The sequence below is a fragment of the Delftia sp. WSY_16 genome (assembly GCF_043104415.1).
Lineage (GTDB): Bacteria > Pseudomonadota > Gammaproteobacteria > Burkholderiales > Burkholderiaceae_C > Comamonas > Comamonas tsuruhatensis.
Genome location: NZ_JBICKS010000018.1, coordinates 1 through 20,442, shown reverse-complemented (window position 1 = coordinate 20,442; position 20,442 = coordinate 1). Strand labels below are relative to the sequence as shown.

Sequence of the window (20,442 nt, the reverse complement as noted above, 5' to 3'; positions counted from 1 at the left end):
CGTGGCGCTGGGGCTCAGGGCGCGCGTGATTTTTCATCGTGGCGCTGAATGTGTGGCCGCACTCGATTCAGCGCCGCTCGGCGGCGGTGTCGGGTTGACCCAGCACGATGCGGCCCTCGTGCTGGGCGCCGTCCCATGCGCGTTCCAGCTCTTCGCCGGTCATCCCCAGGGGAATGCGTTTGGAGTACATCAGGGGCTCGACCGTGGCCGAGCGGTGGCGGGTGTGGTGCGCTGGGGTGGTCATGTAGTATCTGGAGATAGGTTGTTACAAGGCGTGGTGGATTTTGCCCAATTTTTTGGGAAAGTCAACAGATTTACCAAAAAAATGGATGAATTCTCCCAAAGGTTGCGTGAGGAGCGCAAACGGCTTGGCCTAAGCCAAGAGGCGTTTGCATCCCTGGGCGGGGTGTCCAAGAACACTCAATCGAACTACGAGACGGGGGCAAATCTGCCTGATGTTGGCTACCTCAACACCATTCGCGGGTTCGGGGTGGACTCCGGCTATGTGCTCACGGGCATACGTACTTTTGACCCCAGCGCGATAGAGCATGCACAGCCCGCTGCCACGCTTGCGGACCGCTTGGTGCAAGAGCGCAAGCGTCTGGAGTTGACCGTGGGCCAACTGGCCACCAAGTCCGGCGTGGACCGCCTGGCCCTGCTGAAATTTGAAGAAGGCGAGTTTGCGCCCGATGCCAAGGCGCTGCAGCAGCTGCACGCCGTGGGTGTGGATGTGGGCTATGTGCTGCTGTCGCTGCGCGCAGGCGCGGCGGGCGGCGATGTTGGCGTGGCCGGCGCAGTCAGTGCTGACATTGAGGTGCTGATGCAACATTACGGCAAGGCCACCGCAGAAGGCCAAGCTGCCATAAGAACGGTAGCCTCACTGGCAGCACAGGCAGCTCGCGTGTAAGGGACGAACTCAAGCAGTGCGCCCTGGTGGATGACTCCGCCACGCGATCAAATGATCGCTCGGAGGTAAAGAACGGCCCATCATGGCTAAGAACAAGGAGGAGATCGCAGATGTTTAAGCACCAAGTCCGTTCCCTGGGGGTGGGAGTTCAAGTATGAGCAGCTTCCCTATTCTGAGCGACCATGACTACTTGAATTTTGTAGGTGCCATACGCCATCGTGGAGCCAACGAGTCCACACATGTTGCCGAGGTGCGTTATCCGGTGCAGCGTGCAGGAGTGACCAGTGTGGTCAAGCTCATGCGACCCGACGGTATCGGTTTGTGCAATGAAGCGATTGCTTGGCTTTTTCTACGAGCGATTGGCTTGCCAGTGCCTCAGCATGCTGGAATTCTGATCATGACAGAGAAAAAGGCAAAAGCTGTCTTGGGGCGAAGTGCTGTACCGACTGAGTTGGTGTCAGGCGGCTATGTTCTGGCTTGGGCATCGCAGCAGCTTGCGTTTTCCAGTATTCGTGCGCTCTTTTCGGGATGTGAAGGTGATGCGAAGTGGCTGGACGTGTTGCGGACAGATACTGGCGCCGCAATCGCTGCGTTCGATGAGCTATTTCACAATATTGATCGTAATCTGGGTAATGTGCTTTTCCATGGAAAAGGAAGTTGCATTCCAATTGATCATGAGCAGATTTTTGCAGTTCAAAATTGGATCGCAGGAGAAATCCAACAATTGGCTGGAAACGGGGATTCGCTTCGCGCACTAAATAGGGCGCATACGGGGAAGAAATTGTCTACCTCCGATTGGACACGCGTAAGAGATACTATGGTTGCTTGCTCGCAGCATCATAAGGGGGCGCTGGACGTATGCCGCGTTCAAGTTTTGGAGCTATTGACTACCTTGTTTAAAGGAGCTGGGTCAATTTACGCAAATAGGATTCTGTCATTTGTTGATTTGCGTTGTCAAGATAATTGGATGCAGCAGCGAGTTGGAGCTTTGACATGATTAACCTCCGAGCATTGGCAGAGTCCGTGAGCAGTGAGGCTCCAAATTTTGAAGGTAAATGGCATACCATTGATTTTCAGCCTGAGCTGGATGTGCCTCAAACCTTTGTTATTGGAGTTGCACTGTCTGAAAAGGGTCGACTTGTTGATTTCAGAGTTGCTGAAGATGCTTCACGATTAAAGTGCTTTTACGGTAAGCGATTTAGTAATGAGACTTGGGGTTGGTTGCGCAATGAATTATTGGCGGATTTGAAAGCTAATAAAGGCAATGGCATCGCGAAGTATGAGAGTCCAAGTCCGCAGATAAGCTTTGGCATTGGTCACTATGCAAGCGGAACTGACAGGTTGTCGGTGTTGGCACGTACATTTCAGCGCGTGGTTACGGTTATTCCAAATGAGGTAAAGCCAAGAGTCTACGGAATGGCTCAACAGGACTTGAGAAGTCAGATGGCGGGCTTACTAAAGCAGCGACTAGGTACGCAGTTTGAGGTGATACATCAAGATGAGGATTGCTATCGTGTGGTAGATGGCTCTACGGTACACACATTTGATGTTAACTATGACAATCTCAAGGTCGCTAGCAGCGTTGTATCTGCCAGTTATGTGAATTTGGCTACGGCTCAATTGAATTTGAGCTCGAGCATGAGCGATTTGCTTATGTTTAACAAGCTCCGGCCAAGAGAGCAATTAGGCCTTGCAATACTTGTTCCTTCCAAAAATACGCTGCCTAGTGCCAGTGTCTATGCTTGGGAAAAATGGTGGGAAAATATGTCTTATAAGCTCAAGGAGTCAGAGCTTATGTTATTGGCTGAAGCAGATCAGCCGGAAATTTTGGCGGAAATTATGCAAGATTGGTACGTGAGTGACATTTGCTAAGAGTGGCTAACACCACCGATCCACGAAGCGTGCACAGATGATCGCCGCTGCCAGTTTCAGCAGCGCTTCGTGGATATCCAGTCGTCTTTCAAAGCAGATTCGCAGCTTGCCAAAGCCTGCAAACCATCCATGGGGTCCGCTCCACCACCCAGCGATGCTTACCCAGTCGCTCGCTACTCTCAACGCCTCGCCTGGCAATGCGGCTGGCGATGCCCCGTTGTCTCAAGTGCGCACGGCAACGCTTGTAGTCATAGTCCTTGTCGGCGTGCAACTTCGATGGTCTTTTGCGGGGGCGCCCTCCCAAGCCTGCAATCGCAGAAATCGCGTCCACGCACCTCTCGAACATCTTGGAGACGTGCCGGTTCGCACCGCTGATCAAGATCGCCAGCGGGATGCCTCTGGCATTTACATCGATGTGCCGCTTTGAGCCGAGCTTGCCTCTGTCCGTGGGGTTTGGGCCCGTTTCCTGATCCCCCGGGGGCTTGGCACCGAGGAGCCATCAATGCTGGCTCGGCTCCAATCGATCTGGTCATGTTCACGCAAGCGAGTCAGCATTGCCTGGTGCAACTGCTCCCAGACACCAGCGGCATTCCAGTCGCGCAGGCGCCGCCGGCAAGTTATGCCGCTGCGGTACCCAAGGGATTGGGGAAGGTCTTCCCATGGAATGCTTGTTTGCAGCACGAACAGGATGCCGTTGATGGCGGCTTCATCGCTGGCTGCGAGCTTGCGCGCACCGCCTTTGGTAGAAGGGACGAAGGCTGGGATCAGGGGTCGTAGCTGTCGCCACAGCTCTTTGCTTACGGGTCGTCGTGCCATGAGGACAGCGAGCATAACTACTCTGCGAGGGCCTGTGACGAAGTGGTGTTAGCCACTCTTGCGAGATATCGCTCATTGGCCTGGAAATCAACGGGTTGCACAGCTGCACGAAGGCGCTAGACAAGACTTGCCTGGACGGCATGGAGCAACCACGAAAGCACAGGCGCGCGCGGCCACGCTCCTACCCCATGCCCGCCACCACCCACTCCTGCGGAAACGCCATCCCATCATCCTTGGCGATCTTCCTGAGGATATGCAGGCAGGCGCTTTGCAGATCCTGCACCACGGCCTGCCGGGCGGCGGGGCCGTCCCTTTGCTCCAGCGCATGGATCAGCCGGATGTGCGGATGTTCGGCCGCGCGGGCGTAGGTGCCCCGGTACAGGTAGCGCACGGAGGGGCCGCACTTGAGCCACAGCAGGCCGATGAGGCTGGCCAGCACGGGCTGCTGCGCGGCTTCGATGATGGAGAAGTGGAAGCGCTCGTTGGCGATCAGCGTGGCGTCGTCGTCCACGGCGATGGATTTTTCCAGGTCCTGGTGCAGCCGGGTGAGGGTGTCGATGAAGCCCTGGCCCGGATGGCGGCTGGCGGCGGCTGCGGCGGCGCGGCCTTCCAGTTCGATGCGCAGGGCGATGATTTCCACGTACTGCTCCACGCTGAGCACGGGCACGGTGGCCACGCCGCGGTCGTCCAGGTCCAGCGCGCCTTCGGAGGCCAGGCGCTGTATGGCATCGCGCACGGGCGTGGGGCTGATGCCGAACTCTTCGGCCAGGCTGCGGTAGACGAGGCGCTGCGCGGGTTGCAGCTGGCCTCTCACGATGGCGTCACGGATCTGCAGATAGGTTTTTTCGGCAAGGGTCTGATTGGTTCGGATCTGTGAAAAAACGCTGGACATCGGGCCTCCGCAACTGCTTGGGCGCAATGGTACCTCCCGGGGAAGGACGGTTTGTTCATGGCCACGGTGTGTGGCTGTGCCAAGGGCTAACCCTGTAATTGGTGTTTGATGCATCAAGTACCATGCATCATATCCAAGGGAGGGTGCATGCGGACATACAGGTTGGAAAAAGCAGAACCAAGGATTCGTGAGCTGGCCGACGGCCTGGAGTTTCCCGAAGGCCCGGTGGCCATGCCCGATGGATCGGTCGTGCTGGTGGAGATCGCCAATGGCTGGCTGACCCGGGTGACGGCCGATGGCACAAGGCGGCAGCTCGTCCACCTGGGCGCAGGCCCGAACGGCGCCGCCATAGGCCCCGGCGGCAAGCTGTTCATCTGCAACAACGGTGGCTTCCAGTGGCACCGCAGTGCGGAGCATGGACTGCGGCCCATAGGCCAGGCCAACGACTATTCAGGCGGGCGCATAGAGGCCGTGGACCTGGCCTCGGGCCAGGTCGAATGCCTGTACACGCAAAGCGGCAGCGGACCCTTGAAGGGGCCCAACGACCTGGTCTTCGACCGGCATGGCGGGTTCTGGTTCACCGACCACGGCAAGGTGCGCCCGCGCGAGGTGGACCGGGGCGGCGTCTGCTACGCGCTGGCCGATGGCAGCGCCATCCGCGAGGCCGTCTTCCCGCTGTGGTCGCCCAACGGAATCGGTCTTTCTCCCGATGAGAAGACGCTCTATGTGGCGGAGACCTTCACGGGGCGGCTGTGGGCCTTCGACATCGGCGAGCCCGGGCACATCCTGGCCCGGCCCTGGCCCGATTCGCCCAATGGCGGACGGCTGGTCTGCCGCCTGCCGGGCATGCAGAACATCGACTCCCTGGCCGCGGATGCCGAAGGGAACATCTGCCTTGCCACGCTGGGCGAGGGCGGCATCACCGTGGTCTCGCCAGCCGGGCAGGTGCTGCACCGGGTCGAGCTGCCCGACCCCATGACGACCAACATCTGCTTTGGCGGCAAGGACCTGAAGACGGCTTTTGTCACCCTGTCTTCCACGGGGCGGCTGGTGGCGCTGGACTGGCCGTGTCCTGGATTGCCTTTGAATTTCCTGAATAGATAAGTTCCCCCTGGCTTCCCTTTCCATATCGCTGGCGATTGCCATGGCGAGGGAGCCGCTACGCCTTTTTTTGTTGAACGGAAACCGCAACCCATGTCGAAACCCCTGAGCAACCCTGGATTGAACAAGCAGGACACCGTAGGCCACCTGGTGGCCCGGGTCCTGAAGCGGCACGGCATCACGCGGTTCTTCGGGCAGAGCCTGCCCAGCATGTTCGTGCTGGCTGCCGAGGAACTGGGCCTGCGCCAGATCGCCTACCGCACCGAGAACGCGGGCGGCTACATGGCCGATGCCCATGCCCGCATGAGCGGCAGGCCGGCCGTGATCACCGCGCAGAACGGGCCGGCCGCAGCGTTGCTGGTGGCGCCGCTGGCCGAGGCGCTGAAGGTCTCCATCCCCATCATCGCGCTGGTGCAGGACGTGGCGCGCGACCAGACCGACAGGAACGCCTTCCAGGACCTGGACCACATGGGCCTGTTCAAGCCCGTGACCAAGTGGGTGCGGCGCGTGGACCAGGCATCGCGCGTGGAGGACTATGTGGAGCAGGCCATCATCGCCGCCTGCAGCGGCCGGCCTGGCCCCGTGGCGCTGATGCTGCCGGCCGACCTGCTCACCGAGCCTGCCCAGCCCTCCAGCGTGCCCCGGCCCGCTGCACTGGCCCGCTTTCCGCTGGACCGCGCCGTGCCCGAGCGGCAATTGCTGGAACAGGCAGTAGGCGCGCTGCTCCAGGCCCGTGCGCCGGTCATCGTTGCCGGTGGCGGCGTGCACATCTCGGGTGCCAGCGAGGCACTGAGCGCCTTTGCCGATGCGCTGAGCCTGCCCGTGGCCACCACCAACATGGGCAAGGGTGCCGTGGCCGAAACGCATGAGCTGTCGCTGGGCGTGGTCGCCAACTGCCTGGGCCCCAATGGCTCGGGCCGCTACCTGAAGGATTTCGTGTCCGGGGCCGACGTGGTGTTCCTGATCGGCAACCGCACCAACCAGAACGGCACGGACAGCTGGACGCTGTACCCGCGCGATGCGCAATTCATCCATCTCGATATCGACGGCCAGGAGATAGGGCGCAACTACGACGCCATGCGCCTGGTGGGCGATGCGCGGCTGGCGCTGCAGGCCATGCTGGACATCGCCGGGCCGCTGGATCTGTCGGCCCGTACCGGCCAGCGCGCTGCACTGGCCGCACGCATTGCCAAGGGCAGGGAAAGGCACCGACAGGAATCAGCCGAAGTGCGCCTGTCCAGCGCCGCACCCATCCGGCCCGAACGCATCATGCATGAGCTCGACGCCCTGCTGACCGCCGAGGACACCGTGGTGGCCGATGCCAGCTACTCCACGCTGTGGGTCACCAACTACCTGACCGCGCGCCGGGCCGGCCAGCGCTTCATCACGCCGCGCGGCCTGGCGGGCCTGGGCTGGGGCATGCCCATGGCCATGGGTGCGCGCCTGGCGCAGGACGGCGGCCAGGTGTTCTGCCTGGTGGGCGACGGCGGCTTCGGCCATGTGTGGTCGGAGATGGAGACCTGCAGGCGCATGGGCATCAAGGTGATCACCCTGCTCATCAACAACGGCATCCTGGGCTACCAGAAGCATGCCGAGCATGTGAAGTTCGGCGAGCACACCTCGGCCGTGAACTTCAGCGGCGTGGACCATGCGGCCATCGCACGGGCCTGCGGCATCCACGGCGTGCGCGTGGAATCGGCCGATGCCATTGCCCCCGCGCTGCGCGCCGCCATGGCCGCCGAAGAGGCCACGCTGATCGAGGTCATGTGCACCGAAGACGCCTTTCCCCCCATCACCTTCTACACGCCGGAGAGCCACTGATGAGCGCGCCTGAGAACTTCCCCCTCCGCACGGCCCTGGTGACCGGCGCCGCACGCGGCATCGGCCTGGCCACCGCCATCGAACTGCTGCGCGACGGCCGCCGCGTGGTGCTGGCCGACCTGGCCGCGCCCGACCTGGATCTGGTTCCGCAGGAACTGCGTGCCCGGGCCAGCGCCGTGGTGCTCGATGTCTGCGACGAGGCAGCCCGCCAGCGCGTGGTCGCGGACATGGTGCAGCGCCATGGCGGCGTGGACATCCTGGTCAACAACGCCGGCATCAGCCTCAAGAACGCCAGCGGACAGTCCAACGGCATCCTCGAAGTGGGGCTGGGCGAGGTGCAGCAGATCCTGGACGTCAACCTGCTGTCCATGCTGCGCCTGTGCCAGCTGGCGCTGCCGGGCATGAAGCAGCGGGGCTGGGGGCGCATCGTCAACGTGTCCTCGCTGGCCGGGCGCGGCAAGTCCATCGTGGCCGGCCCTGCCTACATGCTGAGCAAGTCCGCCGTGCTGGGCCTGAGCCGCTCCATCGCCTCGGAGATGGGCCAGTACGGCATCACCACCAACTGCGTGGCGCCGGGCCGCATCCTGACGCCGATGGCGCAGCAGGCCGGCGATGAAGTCAACCGCCGCTATGCCGAGCAGATCCCGGTGCGGCGCCTGGGCGAGGCGGCCGAGGTCGGTGCCGCCATCCGCTACCTGTGCAGCGAGTCCGCAGGCTTCACCAATGGCGCCGTGATCGACGTCAACGGCGGCTTCTTCATGAATTGAAGATGGACGGCACCCCCTGAGCGGCTGCGCCGCTTCCCCCTCTTGCTTCGCGGGGGGGCGGCACCCTCGGTGCGGGGCTGCCCTTCCTCGGTGCCCCCACTTCCAGGGCGTGCCTGTTTCCCGGTCAGTGGGTAGTGCGCAGCACCGTGAAAGCCCGACTTCCAAAGACGACAGAACCCAAGATCGCAACGAGAGACAACCATGCATGCATATCCATCACCCGCATCTCGCAGATGCCTGCTTTCGGCCTTCTGCGCGGCAGCGCTGGCGGCCGCAGCCGGCGCCCCGGCGCTGGCCCAGGGCACGGACGCGTTTCCCGAGCGGGAACTGACCCTGATCATCAACTACGGCGCAGGCGGCAATACCGACGTGGCCTCGCGCGCCATCGGCAATGCCATGGAGGGCCTGCTCAAGAAGCCCGTGGTGCCCAACAACCGCGCGGGAGCGCAGGGCACGCTGGGTGTCTCGTCGCTGGCCCGGCAAAAGCCCGACGGCTATACGCTGGGCGTGGTGACGTTTTCGACCATCGCCATCACGCCCCACCTCATGAAGGTGGACTACAAGGTCGATGACTTCGACTTCATCGCAGGCGTGGCCCGCTACCGCTATGGCGTGGCCGTGCGCGCGGACTCGCCCTACAAGACCATGGCCGACCTGGTGGCCGCGTCCCGCCAGGGCAAGGGCATCTTCTTTGGCGCGCCGTCCGCGCCCAACAACCTGGCCATGTACGAGCTGGGGCGCAAGACCGGCGGCAAGTTCGAGGAGATCAACTACAAGTCCGGCGCGGAGACCGTGGCCGGCCTGATCGGCGGGCAGGTCGATGTCATCGTGCAGAACCCCTCGGACATCGTCCAGCACGTCAAGGCCGGAAAAATGCGCCTGCTGGCCAGCGCCAGCCCCATGCGCTGGAAGGAGTTGCCCGAGGTGCCCACGCTCAGGGAGCAGGGCTACGACGTGGAGATCGACTCCTGGATCGGCCTGGCCTATCCCAAGGGCGTGCCCCCGGCCCTGCGCGACAGGCTGGAGCGCGTCGCCATGGCCGCAGCCGAAGGTCCCCAGGTCGCGCGTGTCTTCGAGTCGGCGGGCGTGGACCCGGCAGCTCTCACCGGAGCCGAATACCGCAGGAAGCTGGTCCAGGGCCATGAGTCCATGGGCGCGGCCATCAAGGCAGCGAATCTGCCGCGCATGAACTGAGGGCGGTCCGGCGGCCTGCCGGCCTTGATGCACGGGTGCTGCTGCAGCATGTGCCGAAAGACCATGAAAGGCCGCTCGTCGGCGGGGGAGCGCTCGCGCCCGCTCCCTGCATTCGCTGCACCGGTCCGCCAGGTAGCCTGTGCGGTCCAGCCGGTGCAGTCCAGCCGGTGCGTTCGCGCGTCAACTGGGTGAACTTGACCAGTTCCCCCAATCACGTCCACCGCACGCAGGGGGGCGATTGCCTGCGCATCAGCGCGGCGCGAGGAACTGCTCCATGCGCTGCAGCTCCTCATCCAGCGCGCTGCGAAAGGCGGCATCGCCGGGCGCCGCGCCGGCCACATAGCCGAATGACGGCTCCAGCCGGCCGTCGCGCGCCTGCAGGTTGGCCCAGCCGATCACATGGCCCTGCCAGAGCATGGGCAGGGCGTAGTAGCCGAGCTGACGCTGAGCTGGTGGCGTGTAGGCCTCGAACTTGTAGGTCCAGCCCCAGAGCAGCGTGAAGCGGCGCCGGTCCCAGACCACGGGATCGAAGGGCGCGAGCAGGCGCAGCCGCTCGTCGAAGGCATGGCGGCGCGAGCGCGGGTTCTCGTCGGCGGGCCAGTACCAGGTGGTTCCGTCGATGCGGCAGCTGGCCAGTTGCTCGCGCGCCAGCCGCAGCGCCGCCTGGGTCTGTTGCGCCAGGTGGGGCGCGCCATAGCCCAGCAGGCGCACCAGGTAGGTCAGGCTGGGAGCCGGCAGCGGTGCGTACTTGCGCACCACCAGGTCGATCAGCGCGGCGGCGCGCCGGGCGCAGGCGTCGGGGCTGTCGTCGGCCGGCGGATGGGCGACTGCCTCGTAGACGCGCGTGCCGCTGTCACGGCGCTTGACGCGCAGCAGGCCGCGGTAGTGCATGCCGTCGAGCAACTGCGTGCTGGCGCTGCCCGAGCCGCCCCAGTAGTTCTTCACGCTTCCGTGCGAGAAATGCTGCTCCACCTCGCGCGGATGCGCGGCGCCGCGCTCGCGCACAAACGCCAGCACCTCGGCGGCCTTGCGCTGTGTCTCGGCATCCCAGGCCTTGCGGGCCTGGCGCGGGTGCATCAGCGCCAGGTGCTCACTGGGCAGAAAGCCGTAGTTGACCAGGCAGTCCTCGTCGATCGGCAGGCGCGCGTAGCGGCGTTCCAGGTCGCCGGCGCGGTAGTCCTTGACGCGGTGGCGCAGTGTCAGGTCCTGTGCCCGGGCCGGCGCGCGGATCGGGTCTGCCTGCACAAAACCCAGGCGCTGTATGGCCGCAGGCAGGGTGGTCGGTGTGAACAGGGTGCGCGCCACGGCATGGCGGCGCAGGTCGTCAAGGCTCGGTTCGGTGGGCATGGCTTGATTGGAGCACGGCAGGGCTGCCGTACTTCCTGATCCTGCCGTGCCGATCAGCCCTTCCTGGCACGCCTGCGCCGCCACAGCGCGCGCAGCACCCAGCCCAGCGGCAGCACCACCAGCACCAGCCAGGGCAGCACGGCCGCCACGAAAGTGATCAGCGCGGCCATGCTCTCGCCCAGCACATGGCCGGCATCGCGCAGCGCGCGGCCTATGGGGCTGTAGCTGGTGCCGCCCTGCACCAGGGCGCGGGTGGGCGTGAACTGGATCTGTATGTGCTGCTTGCTGGTCTGCTGCTCCAGCACCTTGCGCTGGGCGGCCATGGCGTCCAGCTCGGCCTGCGTGTCCGACAGCGTGCGCTGTATCTCCAGCAGGTCGGACATGGTGCGCTTGGTCGTGGTGTCGCGCAGCATCAGGCGCAGGCTGTCGCGGAACTCGGTGCGGTTCCTGATGCGCGCCTCCACGTCGATCACCTCGGCCGTCTTGTCCTCGCTGATGGTGTTCTGCGACACGATGGTGGCCACGCCGGCCAGCGTGCCCAGCAGCCGCTGCACATCGGCCGGCGCCACGCGCATCTCCAGCATGGCGTTGCCGGGCTGCTGGGGCGTCTCGCGCAGAAGGGATGCCGACAGCAGCTCGCAGCGCAGCGTGGCACACAGGTCGCGCACCTGGCCCCAGGCATCGGCCAGCTGCGCCTGCGGCACTTCCACGTTCAACTCCTGGCGCACGGCCAGGAAGCGCTGGGCCATTTCGTCCTGCACCGACGTCTCTGGTGCGGCTGATGCCGCATCCTCGGCCTGCACGGTGGCGGCGCGGCCTTGCTTCATGCCGGCGCCGCCCGCCATGGGCGCGGGGGCGGGCGCAGATTCCATGGCTGCTGTGTCATGCCGCTGGTTGCAGCCCGCAAGGGCCAGCGTGGCAGCCAGTGCCAGCACGGCCGGCAAGGCCATGCGGGAGGGCAGAGTGGAAGGCCGGGGATGCGTCATGAATTTCCTCTTGAAAACAGGCAAGAACAGGCCGCTGTCAGGGCTCAGGGCTCAAGGCTCAGGGCTTGCCGCCGGGGCCGAACATGGAGTCCACCTCGGACTGCAGCTCGAAGATGTCGGACACCGTGTAGAGCCAGTCGCCCTTTTGCAGATGGCCGGGGTCCGGCGGCGTCTCCACGCAGGCCTTGACCAGGGTGAACTGGCCGGCCGGGTCGGGCAGGAACTTCAGGCCCGATATGGAAAACCGCGCCACCCGTCCCACGCCATCGTTGTAGCGCCGGCCCCGGGCGCGCACGTCGGCCAGCTCCGCCATCTGCGGCACATGGTCGAACACCGCGTCGTAGAACTCGACGATGGGGCTCTGGTTGGTCCTGGCGCAGCCGTGCACGTACAGGGCGTAGAAGCGCCCGTCCAGCTCCATGGCCACCACGTCGGCCGCGCGGTAGAAAGTCAGGCTGTCGGGCAGGCCCGGCGAGCGCTTGGGCGGCGCGGGCGGCGTGTCCAGGAAGTCCTGGCGGATCTGCGCCGACTTGCGAAAGAAGTCATCGCTGAGCGCCACCTCGGCATTGAGCACATCGATGGCCGTGCGCGCGGCCGCGTTCAGGCCCGCGTCGGCCAGGCCGTTCCTGTGCAGCACGATGGCCAGGGCCAGCGCCGTCTTGTGCCGGTACAGCGCCGTTGCCTTGGCGTCACCGGCCTGCAGCACGCAGCTCCAGCGCCGCAGCAGGGGCGGCAGGGCATGGCCGCCGTAGTTGGCCGCGATAGCGGCATCGTGCCGGCCCAGCGCAAACGTGCGCGCCATCACGCGCGCCACGTCTTCCTCCAGGGTCTGCACCAGGGTGTCGGCTGCCAGCTTGGACAGCGCCTGGGTATGGGTCATGGCCATGGCGTCACTGGCTCCAGTTCGATGGCAGGTTCCTGAAATCCGGCAGGCCATAGCCGCCGGTGCTGCGTTGTTCGTTGCGGTGCTCGATGCAGTGTTCGATGCTCAGGTCATGGGCTTGCATGGGTCTGTCGCAGGCGCTTTCGCGCCGGGGCAGTTGGAACGCCGGCCAGTGTGCCCCAAGCCGGGCCGCTGGCGGGGTGTGGGCGCCATCGGGTCTGTATCGATCCGCTACCGGCGCGGGCTGTCGCCCTGACGTCTTGCCGTCACATGAACCGGCAAGACTCGTCATTTGCTTTGCATGCGGTTCATGCGGGTCATGTCAAAAGGGGGGCGCAGGCAGCCCCGGGGAGATGCACGATGTTCTGGGACAAGAAGCTCAGGCGCTGGGCCGAGGCCGTGCGTGCGCGGGCCGATCTGCCGGCGCGGCTGGTGCTGTGGAATGGCGAGCAGTTCGACTTCGGCCGCTTCGAGCAGCCGCGCGTCACGCTCACCGTGCGCAGCGCCTCGGCCCTGCCGCTGCTGCTGGACCCCAGCCTGGACCACCTGGGCCAGGCCTATGTGAAGGGCCAGATCGACATCGACGGGCGCCTGCCCGACATCATCGACTTCGGCTATGCGCTGGCGCGCCGCATGTCCAAGACTCAGGGCGCGGGCAAGGGGCCGGGGCGGCTGGCGCTTGCGGCGCGCGCGGCAAGGCGCTTTCGGCACAGCCGCAGCACGGACCGCGAATCCATCCAGTACCACTACGACGTGTCCGACGACTTCTACCGCCTCTGGCTGGACGAGGGCATGGTCTACTCCTGCGCCTACTTCGAGAACGGCGACGAGGACCTGGCCACCGCCCAGCGCAAGAAGCTGGACCACATCCTCACCAAGATCCGCCTGCAGCCCGGCCAGCGCCTGCTGGACATCGGCTGCGGCTGGGGCGCCCTGGTGCTGCGCGCGGCCCAGCACTTTGGCGCGCACTGCGTGGGCGTGACGCTGTCACGCAACCAGTTCGAAGCGGCCACCGAGCGCGTGCGCGCCGCAGGCCTGGCCGACCGCATCGAGATCCGCCTGCAGGACTACCGCGACGTGCAGGGGCGCTTCGACCGCATCACCAGCGTCGGCATGTTCGAGCATGTGGGCCGCCGCAACCTGCCCATGTACTTCGCGCACATGCGCGAGCTGCTGGCCGACGACGGCCTGGCGCTGAACCACGGCATCACCTCCACCGATGCGGACGTGGGCGCCACGGCCCTGGGCGGCGGTGCGTTCATCGACCGGTATGTGTTTCCTGATGGCGAGCTGCCCCACCTGAGCCTGGCGCTGGAGGCCATGCAGCGTGGGGGGCTGGAGGTGCTGGATGTGGAGGGGTTGCGGCGGCATTACGTGCGCACGTTGCAGTTGTGGCTGGAGCGGTTTGAGGCTTGTGTGCCGGAGATTCGGGCGTTGGTGGAGGAGGAGAGGTTTCGGATTTGGAGGGTGTATCTGGCGGGGTGTGCTTATGCGTTTGAACACGATGACGTGTCTATCTTTCAGGTTGTTTGTCGGAGGGCGGGGCAGGGGGCTGCTTCGTTGCCTTGGTCGCGGCGTTATATGTACGAGCGCGAGCTGTCCTGATGTCTTGGGGCGCGGGCGGTGTGTAGCTTGTTCTTGACCCTGCCGGGGGGTGTTTTTTCGAGGCCGGGTCTCGGCCCGGCGGCCGACCCGCTTTCTTGTCTCGCCAAGAAACCGGGCCAAAGAAGGCGACCCGGATGCCCGCGACCCTCCGCTGCGCTGCGGGCAACCTGCGTCGTGGCGCTTGCGGGGTTTGCCGCAGAACTCTCTGCGCGCTTCGCGCTCCGCTCAGACAACTGCGGCAAGTCAGATCACGAAGCAAGCCTGTCCTTCGGCAGGCTTGCAACCCCGCAAGCGCCACGACGCAGGCGCGGGCATACGGGAGGGGGCGGGGGAGCGGGGGCGGGGAGAGAGCTATCGGCGCGATTGTTCTGGTTTTCTGGATGATCCATCCCGGCTGCGCGGGTTTATCGCGGGGGGCTGGCTGCCTAAGCTGGGTGCTTCATACAAGCACAAGGAGCGTTTCCATGGCAGACCATTCCATTCGCGGCAAGGTGGCGCTGATTGCAGGCGGCGGCAAGAATCTGGGCGGGCTGATTGCCCGTGATCTGGCGGGGCACGGCGCGCGGGCCGTGGTGGTGCACTACAACAGCGAGTCTTCACGGGCCGAGGCGGAGACCACGGTGGCCGCAGTGCGTGCGCTGGGGGCAGAGGCCGTGGCGCTGCAGGGCGACCTGACGCGCGCTGGCGCTGTGGAGCAGTTGTTTGCCGATGCCGTAGCCGCCGTGGGCCGGCCGGACATTGCCATCAACACCGTGGGCAAGGTGCTCAAGAAGCCGCTGATGGAGATCAGCGAGGCGGAGTACGACGAGATGGCTGCCGTCAACGGCAAGTCGGCGTTTTTCTTCCTCAAGGAGGCGGGTCGCCATGTCAACGACCACGGCAAGATCGTGACCCTGGTGACTTCGCTGCTGGGCGCGTTCACGCCGTTCTATTCCTCCTACGCGGGCACCAAGGCGCCGGTGGAGCATTTCACGCGGGCGGCGGCCAAGGAGTTCGGGGCGCGGGGCATTTCGGTCACGGCCGTTGGGCCGGGGCCCATGGACACGCCGTTCTTCTACGGCCAGGAAGGCGCGGACGCCGTGGCCTATCACAAGAGCGCGGCGGCGCTGTCGCCGTTCTCACCCTCGGGGCTGACGCACATCGAAGACGTGGTGCCCTTCATCCGCCACCTGGTCAGCGATGGCTGGTGGATCACCGGGCAGACCATCCTGATCAACGGCGGCTACACCACCAAGTAGGCCAAGTAGAAGGACCGCTGCACGGACTATGCTGCGTCCCATGGACCGACTCGACCGATACCGGATCTTCATGCAGGTGGCCGAGATGGGCAGCTTCATCAAGGCCGCCCATGCGCTGGACCTGCCGCGCGCAACGGTCTCCGCCGCCGTGCAGCAGCTGGAAGAGCAGGTGGGCGCAAGGCTCCTGCACCGCACCACGCGCCAGGTGAGCCTGACGGCCGATGGTGCCCAGTTGCTGGAGCGTGTGCGCCCGCTGCTGTCAGAGGCCGAGGATGTGGAGCAGATGTTCCAGGCCCGCACGCGCCAGGCCACGGGCCGGCTGCATGTGGACGTGCCCAGCCGCATCGCGCGCCGCCTGCTGGCGCCTGCGCTGCCGGGGCTCATGCGCCGCCACCCGGGCCTGCAACTGGTGCTTGGTTCGTCAGACCGCGCCATCGACCTGGTGCAGGAAGGCGTGGACTGCGCCGTGCGCGTGGGCACCTTGCATGACAGCAGCCTGGTCGTGCGCCCGCTGGGCTGCATTGCCCTCATCAACTGCGCCAGCCCCGCCTACCTGCGCGAGCACGGCCTGCCCGAGCAGCCCCAGGACCTGCTGCACGGCCACTGGAGCGTGGGCTATGCCTCGCCGCGCACGGGGCGGGAACTGCCCTGGGAATGGAGTGGGGCGAGCGATGTGGATGGGGTGGGGGAGGTGTACGGGCCGCAGACCCTGGCCGTGCCCAGCCGCGTGGTGACCAACAATGCAGAAAGCTACATCGCCTGCTGCCGCGCAGGCCTGGGGCTGATTCAGATCCCGCGCTATGACGTGCAGCACCTGTTGGACACGGGCGAGCTGGTGGAGGTGCTGCCCGCCCACCGCGCAGCGCCCATGCCCGTGGCGCTGCTGTATCCGCACCGCCGCCAGCGCTCGCGCCGGCTGGCGGTTTTCATCGACTGGTTCGAGGCGCTGATGCGGCCGAACCTGGAGCCGTAGACGCAGCCCCTGTCGTCCCAGTCGTCCCAGTCACACCGGCCGCAGGGTGGGCCTGGGCCCCATCGTCGTCATGAATGGGCCGGTAGCCGGGCCCGAAGGACACATCCCCCAGCCGCCAGCCCTCGCGCCGGCGAAACGCTCCCCAGAACCGCTTGAGCGTATGCCACTGCATGGCCACCAGCCCGCGCTCGTTGTCGGCATCCACCTCGGGGTCGCTCACGCCCGTGGGGCGCACGGGCTCGTCGGTGTAGAGCGCCGTGCCAAACAGCATGTCCCACCAGGGCAGCACCTGCCCAAAATTGCAGTTGTGGCGCGTGGGCCGCTCGGGGTCGCGCAGCATGTGGTGGTGGCGGTGGAACAGCGGGCCCACCAGCACGCGCTCACCCACGCGGCCCAGCCAGCCCAGGCGCAGCCGCACATTGGCGTGCGAGAAGTTCTGCACCAGCTCGCTCAGCAGCCCCAGCAGCGCGAATTCCGAAGGCTCCACCCCCATCGCCAGCCCCACCGTGGCCAGGATGAAGGACTGCAGCATGCCGTCCAGATAGTGGCTGCGGTCATTGCTCCAGCAGCTCATTTGCCGCTGGCTGTGGTGCATGCTGTGCATGGCCCACCACCAGGGAATCACATGCTGGGCGCGGTGCATCCAGTAATACACCAGGTCGTAGACCACGTAGTACACCAGGAACAGCGCCACCGGATGGTCCGCAAACCACGGCACCCAGTGCTTGAGCCCCGTGGCCTCCTCGGCCGCCGGCCCGCCGCCCAGCATGCTGGCAAACGGCATCAGCACCAGAAAACTGAACAGCGGAAACAGCCCCAGCAGCATCAGCAGCGTGTAGTTGCGGTCCACCGTGGTCAGCCGCCGGTCGCTCCAGCGCTCGGCCGGAAACAGGCTCTCCAGCGGCCGCATCACCCCCGCGATCAGGAACAGCTGCAGCCCGGCAATCAGCACCGCCTCGGCAATCTCACGCGGATCACCGGCCGCCTGGGCGATGTCCAGCCAGTGAACGGTGGGTGTTACGGCGTGGGTGGCGAGCCAGGTGATGGCTGCCTGCCACAGCTCGGTCAGTGAAGTCATGTCTTGTGCCTGCAAGAAGGGCCGGGGGAGGGCTGGGGGTTGCGGGCGGGATTATGGGGTGGGGGTGTGGAGGGAGTGTGTGGGGGCGGGAGCAGAGGGGGGCAGTGGTTGACCCGCAGCAGCGGGTGGAGCGAGAAACTGCAATGCCTGCCCTCAAGCTGGAGCTGATGTGCAGGAGTTATGTCCCTCAAGACAAGGAGGCTGTAATTAACCTTCGCATCAAAAAAATTGTCGCAATCCCTCGCGCTGTAATGCCGGTAGTCTTCGGTGTATCTATTCGTATCGGACATCTATACTGACTCAATGGACAAAAGGTCACTCTCCGAAAGCGATATCTGCGACAAATTCATCCGCCCGGCCATGGTGAAGGCTGGATGGAACGGAATGGATCAGATCTACCGTGAATACCCCTTGCGCGCAGGCCGTGTAGTGGTGCGGGGAAAGCAGTCCTTCCGTGACCAGGGTTCAGTGCTCAAGGCCGACTTCGCCCTGTTCTACAAAACCAATATTCCTTTGGCGGTGGTCGAGGCCAAAGACAACAAGCATGCTGTGGGCGCAGGCATGGCGCAGGCGCTGAATTACGCCGATCTGTTGAACGTGCCGTTCAGCTTCACCAGCAACGGCGATGGCTTCGTCTTCCGGGACGCCACGCTGTCCGCAGGCGTGCTGGAACAGAACCTCTCCCTCGACGAGTTTCCGTCGCCGCAGGAACTGTGGAGCCGCTACTGTGCCTGGAAGGGCTGGTCTACCGAGGAAAGCCGCGTGGCTGGCTTTGACTATGCACCTCACAAGAGCCCGCGCTACTACCAGCTCAACGCAGTGAACCGCGCGGTCGAGGCCATCGCAGCCGGCCGGGACCGCGTTCTGCTCGTCATGGCGACGGGTACCGGAAAGACCTACACAGCGTTCCAGATCATCTGGCGCTTGTGGAAGAGCGGCGCCAAGAAGCGAATCCTCTTTCTGGCCGACCGCAACATCCTCATCGACCAGACCATGGTCAATGACTTCCGACCTTTCAAGGGTGCGATGGCCAAACTGAGTCCAAATGCCAAGGGCGTCGAGCGTGTCGATGCACAGGGCCAGGTGTCGATCGAGGATGTGGACCTAGCGGTGAACAAGACGACCAAGCTGGTGGACAAGAGCTACGAGATCTACCTCTCGCTGTATCAAGCCGTCACGGGAGCTGAAGAGCAGAGCAACATCTACAAGCAGTTCAGCCCCGACTTTTTTGACCTTATCGTGGTGGACGAGTGCCACCGCGGCAGCGCATCCGAGGACTCCGCTTGGCGTGACATCCTGACCTATTTCAAGGGTGCCACGCAGATTGGCCTGACTGCGACGCCAAAGGAAACCAAGAATGTTTCCAACATCGACTACTTTGGCGAGGCTGTCTACACCTACACCCTGAAGCAAGGCATCGAAGACGGCTACCTGGCTCCGTACAAGGTGATCCGGGTAGATCTGGACAAAGACACCTTCGGTTGGCGCCCCACTGCGGGCATGACTGACAAGCACGGTCACATCATCGAAGACCGTATCTACACCGGCGCCGATATGAACCGTAAGCTCGTGCTGGAGCAGCGCGATGTGACGGTGGCTGCCAAGATCACGGAATACCTTAAGGCCACTGACCGTTACGCCAAGACCATCGTCTTTTGCGAAGACATTGACCACGCCGCGCGCATGCGTCAGGCGCTGGCCAATGCCAACGCCGATATTTGCGCCTCTCAGTCCAAGTACGTGGTTCAGATCACGGGTGACAACCAAGAAGGCAAATTGGAGCTGGACAACTTCATCGACCCAGAGAAGCCGTATCCGGTGATCGCGACCACATCCAAACTCATGAGCACGGGCGTGGATGCACAGACCTGCAAGCTCATCGTGCTCGACCAGGGCATCAAATCGATGACCTTGTTCAAACAGATCATTGGCCGCGGCACGCGGCTGCGCGAAGACCTGGGCAAGACCTGGTTCACCATCCTTGATTTCAAGCGCGCCACCGAACTGTTTGCCGACAAAGATTTCGATGGTGAGCCCGTGCAGGTGTATGAGCCGGTTGCCGATGCACCTGTGGCCCCGCCTGAGCCTTCCCCTTGCGATGTCCCCGCCAGTGCGGGCGTCTCGCTCGCGGGTATAGATGCTCTCAAGCCTTTGGGCCCCTTTGCCGGCGCGCCATCAGATGGCCCGAAGAAGTACGTACTTGGCAGCAATGTCACCGTGGTCGTGGCGCGTGAGCGGGTGCAGTATCTCGACTCCAACGGTAAGCTGATCACTGAGAGCCTACGCGACTACACCCGTATCAATCTTCGCAAGCGATACGACTCGTTGGACCAATTTCTCCAAGCCTGGGACCAGGCCGACCGGAAGGCGGCTCTGTTGAAGGAACTGGAGGGGCAGGGTGTGTTGCTGGAAGCACTGGCTGACGAAGTTGGCAAGGAGCTAGACCCCTTCGATTTGCTTCTGCACGTCGCTTACGATCAACCCAGGCTCACCCGCAGCGAGCGCGCCCGGCGTGTGCACAAGCGCAACGTGTTCACACAGTACGGCCCCATGGCGCGCAAGGTCATGGACGCCCTGCTCGACAAGTATGCGGACGAAGGCATCACTACCATCGAGAGCAACGACATCTTCAAGCTTCAGCCTTTTACTGATCTGGGCAGCCCGGTGGAGTTGGTGCGCAGCTTTGGCGGTCGCACCCAATACCTGAGCGCCTTGCAGACCCTGGCGCGTGAGCTGTACGCTATGCCCCCCGCCACCTGACCGTGGCCCTCTGATCACCCGCATTTCTGAGCTCCGTGGGCGCGCGCATTGCCGCGCTATGCCCCGTTTCCCGTCAAGCCTGCATTCCATGTCCAACCTCACCCCAGTCATCAAATCCATCCAGGACATCATGCGCCAGGACAGCGGCGTCGACGGCGACGCCCAGCGCATCAGCCAGCTCACCTGGCTACTGTTTCTCAAG

General features: G+C 64.2%; 17 protein-coding genes and 1 pseudogene. 11 read left to right on the top strand and 7 right to left on the bottom strand.

Features of this window, described 5'->3' with window-relative positions; translation table 11 throughout:
• Nucleotides 1–67: 67 nt before the first annotated feature.
• A complete protein-coding gene (locus tag ACF8O7_RS08345; RefSeq protein ID WP_239974266.1) occupies nucleotides 68–244 on the bottom strand; it encodes a hypothetical protein in 177 nt (58 codons plus the stop codon).
• A 33-nt stretch (nucleotides 245–277) separates the two neighbouring features.
• Between ACF8O7_RS08345 and ACF8O7_RS08340 the strand changes: the two genes are divergently transcribed.
• The 3 genes from ACF8O7_RS08340 to ACF8O7_RS08330 all read left to right on the top strand — a co-directional run bounded on the left by ACF8O7_RS08340 (nucleotide 278) and on the right by ACF8O7_RS08330 (nucleotide 2,779).
• On the top strand, nucleotides 278–907 hold the full coding sequence (locus tag ACF8O7_RS08340; protein ID WP_392443077.1) for a helix-turn-helix domain-containing protein: 630 nt from the start codon (nucleotides 278–280) through the stop codon (nucleotides 905–907).
• A 154-nt stretch (nucleotides 908–1,061) separates the two neighbouring features.
• The gene (locus tag ACF8O7_RS08335; protein WP_392443075.1) at nucleotides 1,062–1,904 is read left to right on the top strand and encodes a hypothetical protein; all 843 of its coding nucleotides are present in this window, start codon (nucleotides 1,062–1,064) and stop codon (nucleotides 1,902–1,904) included.
• Nucleotides 1,901–2,779 (top strand): hypothetical protein, encoded by an 879-nt coding sequence (locus ACF8O7_RS08330; RefSeq protein WP_012204201.1) that lies wholly within the window; start codon nucleotides 1,901–1,903, stop codon nucleotides 2,777–2,779. The genes ACF8O7_RS08335 and ACF8O7_RS08330 overlap by 4 nt, the downstream gene beginning before the upstream one ends.
• Nucleotides 2,780–2,785: 6 nt before the next feature.
• Here the strand turns inward: ACF8O7_RS08330 and ACF8O7_RS08325 are convergent.
• Nucleotides 2,786–3,595: pseudogene (locus ACF8O7_RS08325) on the bottom strand (IS5 family transposase).
• A gap of 181 nt (nucleotides 3,596–3,776) precedes the next feature.
• Entirely contained in the window at nucleotides 3,777–4,487 is a 711-nt protein-coding gene (locus ACF8O7_RS08320; protein WP_047468874.1) for a GntR family transcriptional regulator, read from the bottom strand.
• Between the two features lie 147 nt (nucleotides 4,488–4,634).
• On the opposite strand from ACF8O7_RS08320, the gene ACF8O7_RS08315 reads away from it, so the two are divergent.
• The 4 genes from ACF8O7_RS08315 to ACF8O7_RS08300 all read left to right on the top strand — a co-directional run bounded on the left by ACF8O7_RS08315 (nucleotide 4,635) and on the right by ACF8O7_RS08300 (nucleotide 9,370).
• A complete protein-coding gene (locus ACF8O7_RS08315) occupies nucleotides 4,635–5,591 on the top strand; it encodes an SMP-30/gluconolactonase/LRE family protein (protein WP_392443071.1) in 957 nt (318 codons plus the stop codon).
• A gap of 90 nt (nucleotides 5,592–5,681) precedes the next feature.
• Entirely contained in the window at nucleotides 5,682–7,409 is a 1,728-nt protein-coding gene (locus ACF8O7_RS08310) for an acetolactate synthase catalytic subunit (RefSeq protein WP_392443069.1), read from the top strand.
• Nucleotides 7,409–8,176: an SDR family oxidoreductase gene (locus ACF8O7_RS08305; RefSeq protein WP_043824507.1), complete on the top strand. Its 768-nt coding sequence runs from the start codon at nucleotides 7,409–7,411 to the stop codon at nucleotides 8,174–8,176. Before ACF8O7_RS08310 ends, ACF8O7_RS08305 begins: the two co-directional genes overlap by 1 nt.
• A gap of 201 nt (nucleotides 8,177–8,377) precedes the next feature.
• Nucleotides 8,378–9,370, top strand: coding sequence for a tripartite tricarboxylate transporter substrate binding protein (locus ACF8O7_RS08300; protein ID WP_310037894.1), 993 nt, complete (start codon nucleotides 8,378–8,380; stop codon nucleotides 9,368–9,370).
• A 249-nt stretch (nucleotides 9,371–9,619) separates the two neighbouring features.
• Here ACF8O7_RS08300 and ACF8O7_RS08295 read toward each other — a convergent pair whose 3' ends face one another.
• The 3 genes from ACF8O7_RS08295 to ACF8O7_RS08285 are packed head-to-tail and all read right to left on the bottom strand — an operon-like array spanning nucleotide 9,620 to nucleotide 12,589.
• Complete coding sequence (locus tag ACF8O7_RS08295; protein ID WP_392443067.1) at nucleotides 9,620–10,717, bottom strand: DNA glycosylase AlkZ-like family protein; 1,098 nt, start codon at nucleotides 10,715–10,717, stop codon at nucleotides 9,620–9,622.
• Between the two features lie 53 nt (nucleotides 10,718–10,770).
• On the bottom strand, nucleotides 10,771–11,703 hold the full coding sequence (locus tag ACF8O7_RS08290) for a DUF4349 domain-containing protein (RefSeq protein ID WP_392443064.1): 933 nt from the start codon (nucleotides 11,701–11,703) through the stop codon (nucleotides 10,771–10,773).
• Nucleotides 11,704–11,761: 58 nt separating this feature from the next.
• Nucleotides 11,762–12,589 (bottom strand): hypothetical protein, encoded by an 828-nt coding sequence (locus ACF8O7_RS08285; protein ID WP_126311766.1) that lies wholly within the window; start codon nucleotides 12,587–12,589, stop codon nucleotides 11,762–11,764.
• Nucleotides 12,590–12,946: 357 nt separating this feature from the next.
• Here ACF8O7_RS08285 and ACF8O7_RS08280 point away from each other — a divergent pair, with 357 nt between their 5' ends.
• The 3 genes from ACF8O7_RS08280 to ACF8O7_RS08270 all read left to right on the top strand — a co-directional run bounded on the left by ACF8O7_RS08280 (nucleotide 12,947) and on the right by ACF8O7_RS08270 (nucleotide 16,402).
• Nucleotides 12,947–14,191 (top strand): cyclopropane-fatty-acyl-phospholipid synthase family protein, encoded by a 1,245-nt coding sequence (locus ACF8O7_RS08280; protein WP_183018804.1) that lies wholly within the window; start codon nucleotides 12,947–12,949, stop codon nucleotides 14,189–14,191.
• 464 nt (nucleotides 14,192–14,655) lie between these two features.
• The gene (locus ACF8O7_RS08275) at nucleotides 14,656–15,429 is read left to right on the top strand and encodes an SDR family oxidoreductase (protein ID WP_392443060.1); all 774 of its coding nucleotides are present in this window, start codon (nucleotides 14,656–14,658) and stop codon (nucleotides 15,427–15,429) included.
• Between the two features lie 40 nt (nucleotides 15,430–15,469).
• On the top strand, nucleotides 15,470–16,402 hold the full coding sequence (locus ACF8O7_RS08270) for a LysR substrate-binding domain-containing protein (protein ID WP_392443057.1): 933 nt from the start codon (nucleotides 15,470–15,472) through the stop codon (nucleotides 16,400–16,402).
• On the opposite strand, the gene ACF8O7_RS08265 is transcribed toward ACF8O7_RS08270, so the two are convergent.
• Nucleotides 16,356–17,480 (bottom strand): sterol desaturase family protein, encoded by a 1,125-nt coding sequence (locus ACF8O7_RS08265; protein ID WP_392443054.1) that lies wholly within the window; start codon nucleotides 17,478–17,480, stop codon nucleotides 16,356–16,358. The genes ACF8O7_RS08270 and ACF8O7_RS08265 overlap by 47 nt on opposite strands.
• Nucleotides 17,481–17,783: 303 nt before the next feature.
• On the opposite strand from ACF8O7_RS08265, the gene hsdR reads away from it, so the two are divergent.
• On the top strand, nucleotides 17,784–20,240 hold the full coding sequence (hsdR, locus tag ACF8O7_RS08260) for an EcoAI/FtnUII family type I restriction enzme subunit R (protein WP_272205905.1): 2,457 nt from the start codon (nucleotides 17,784–17,786) through the stop codon (nucleotides 20,238–20,240).
• The last annotated feature ends 202 nt before the right edge of the window (nucleotides 20,241–20,442 follow it).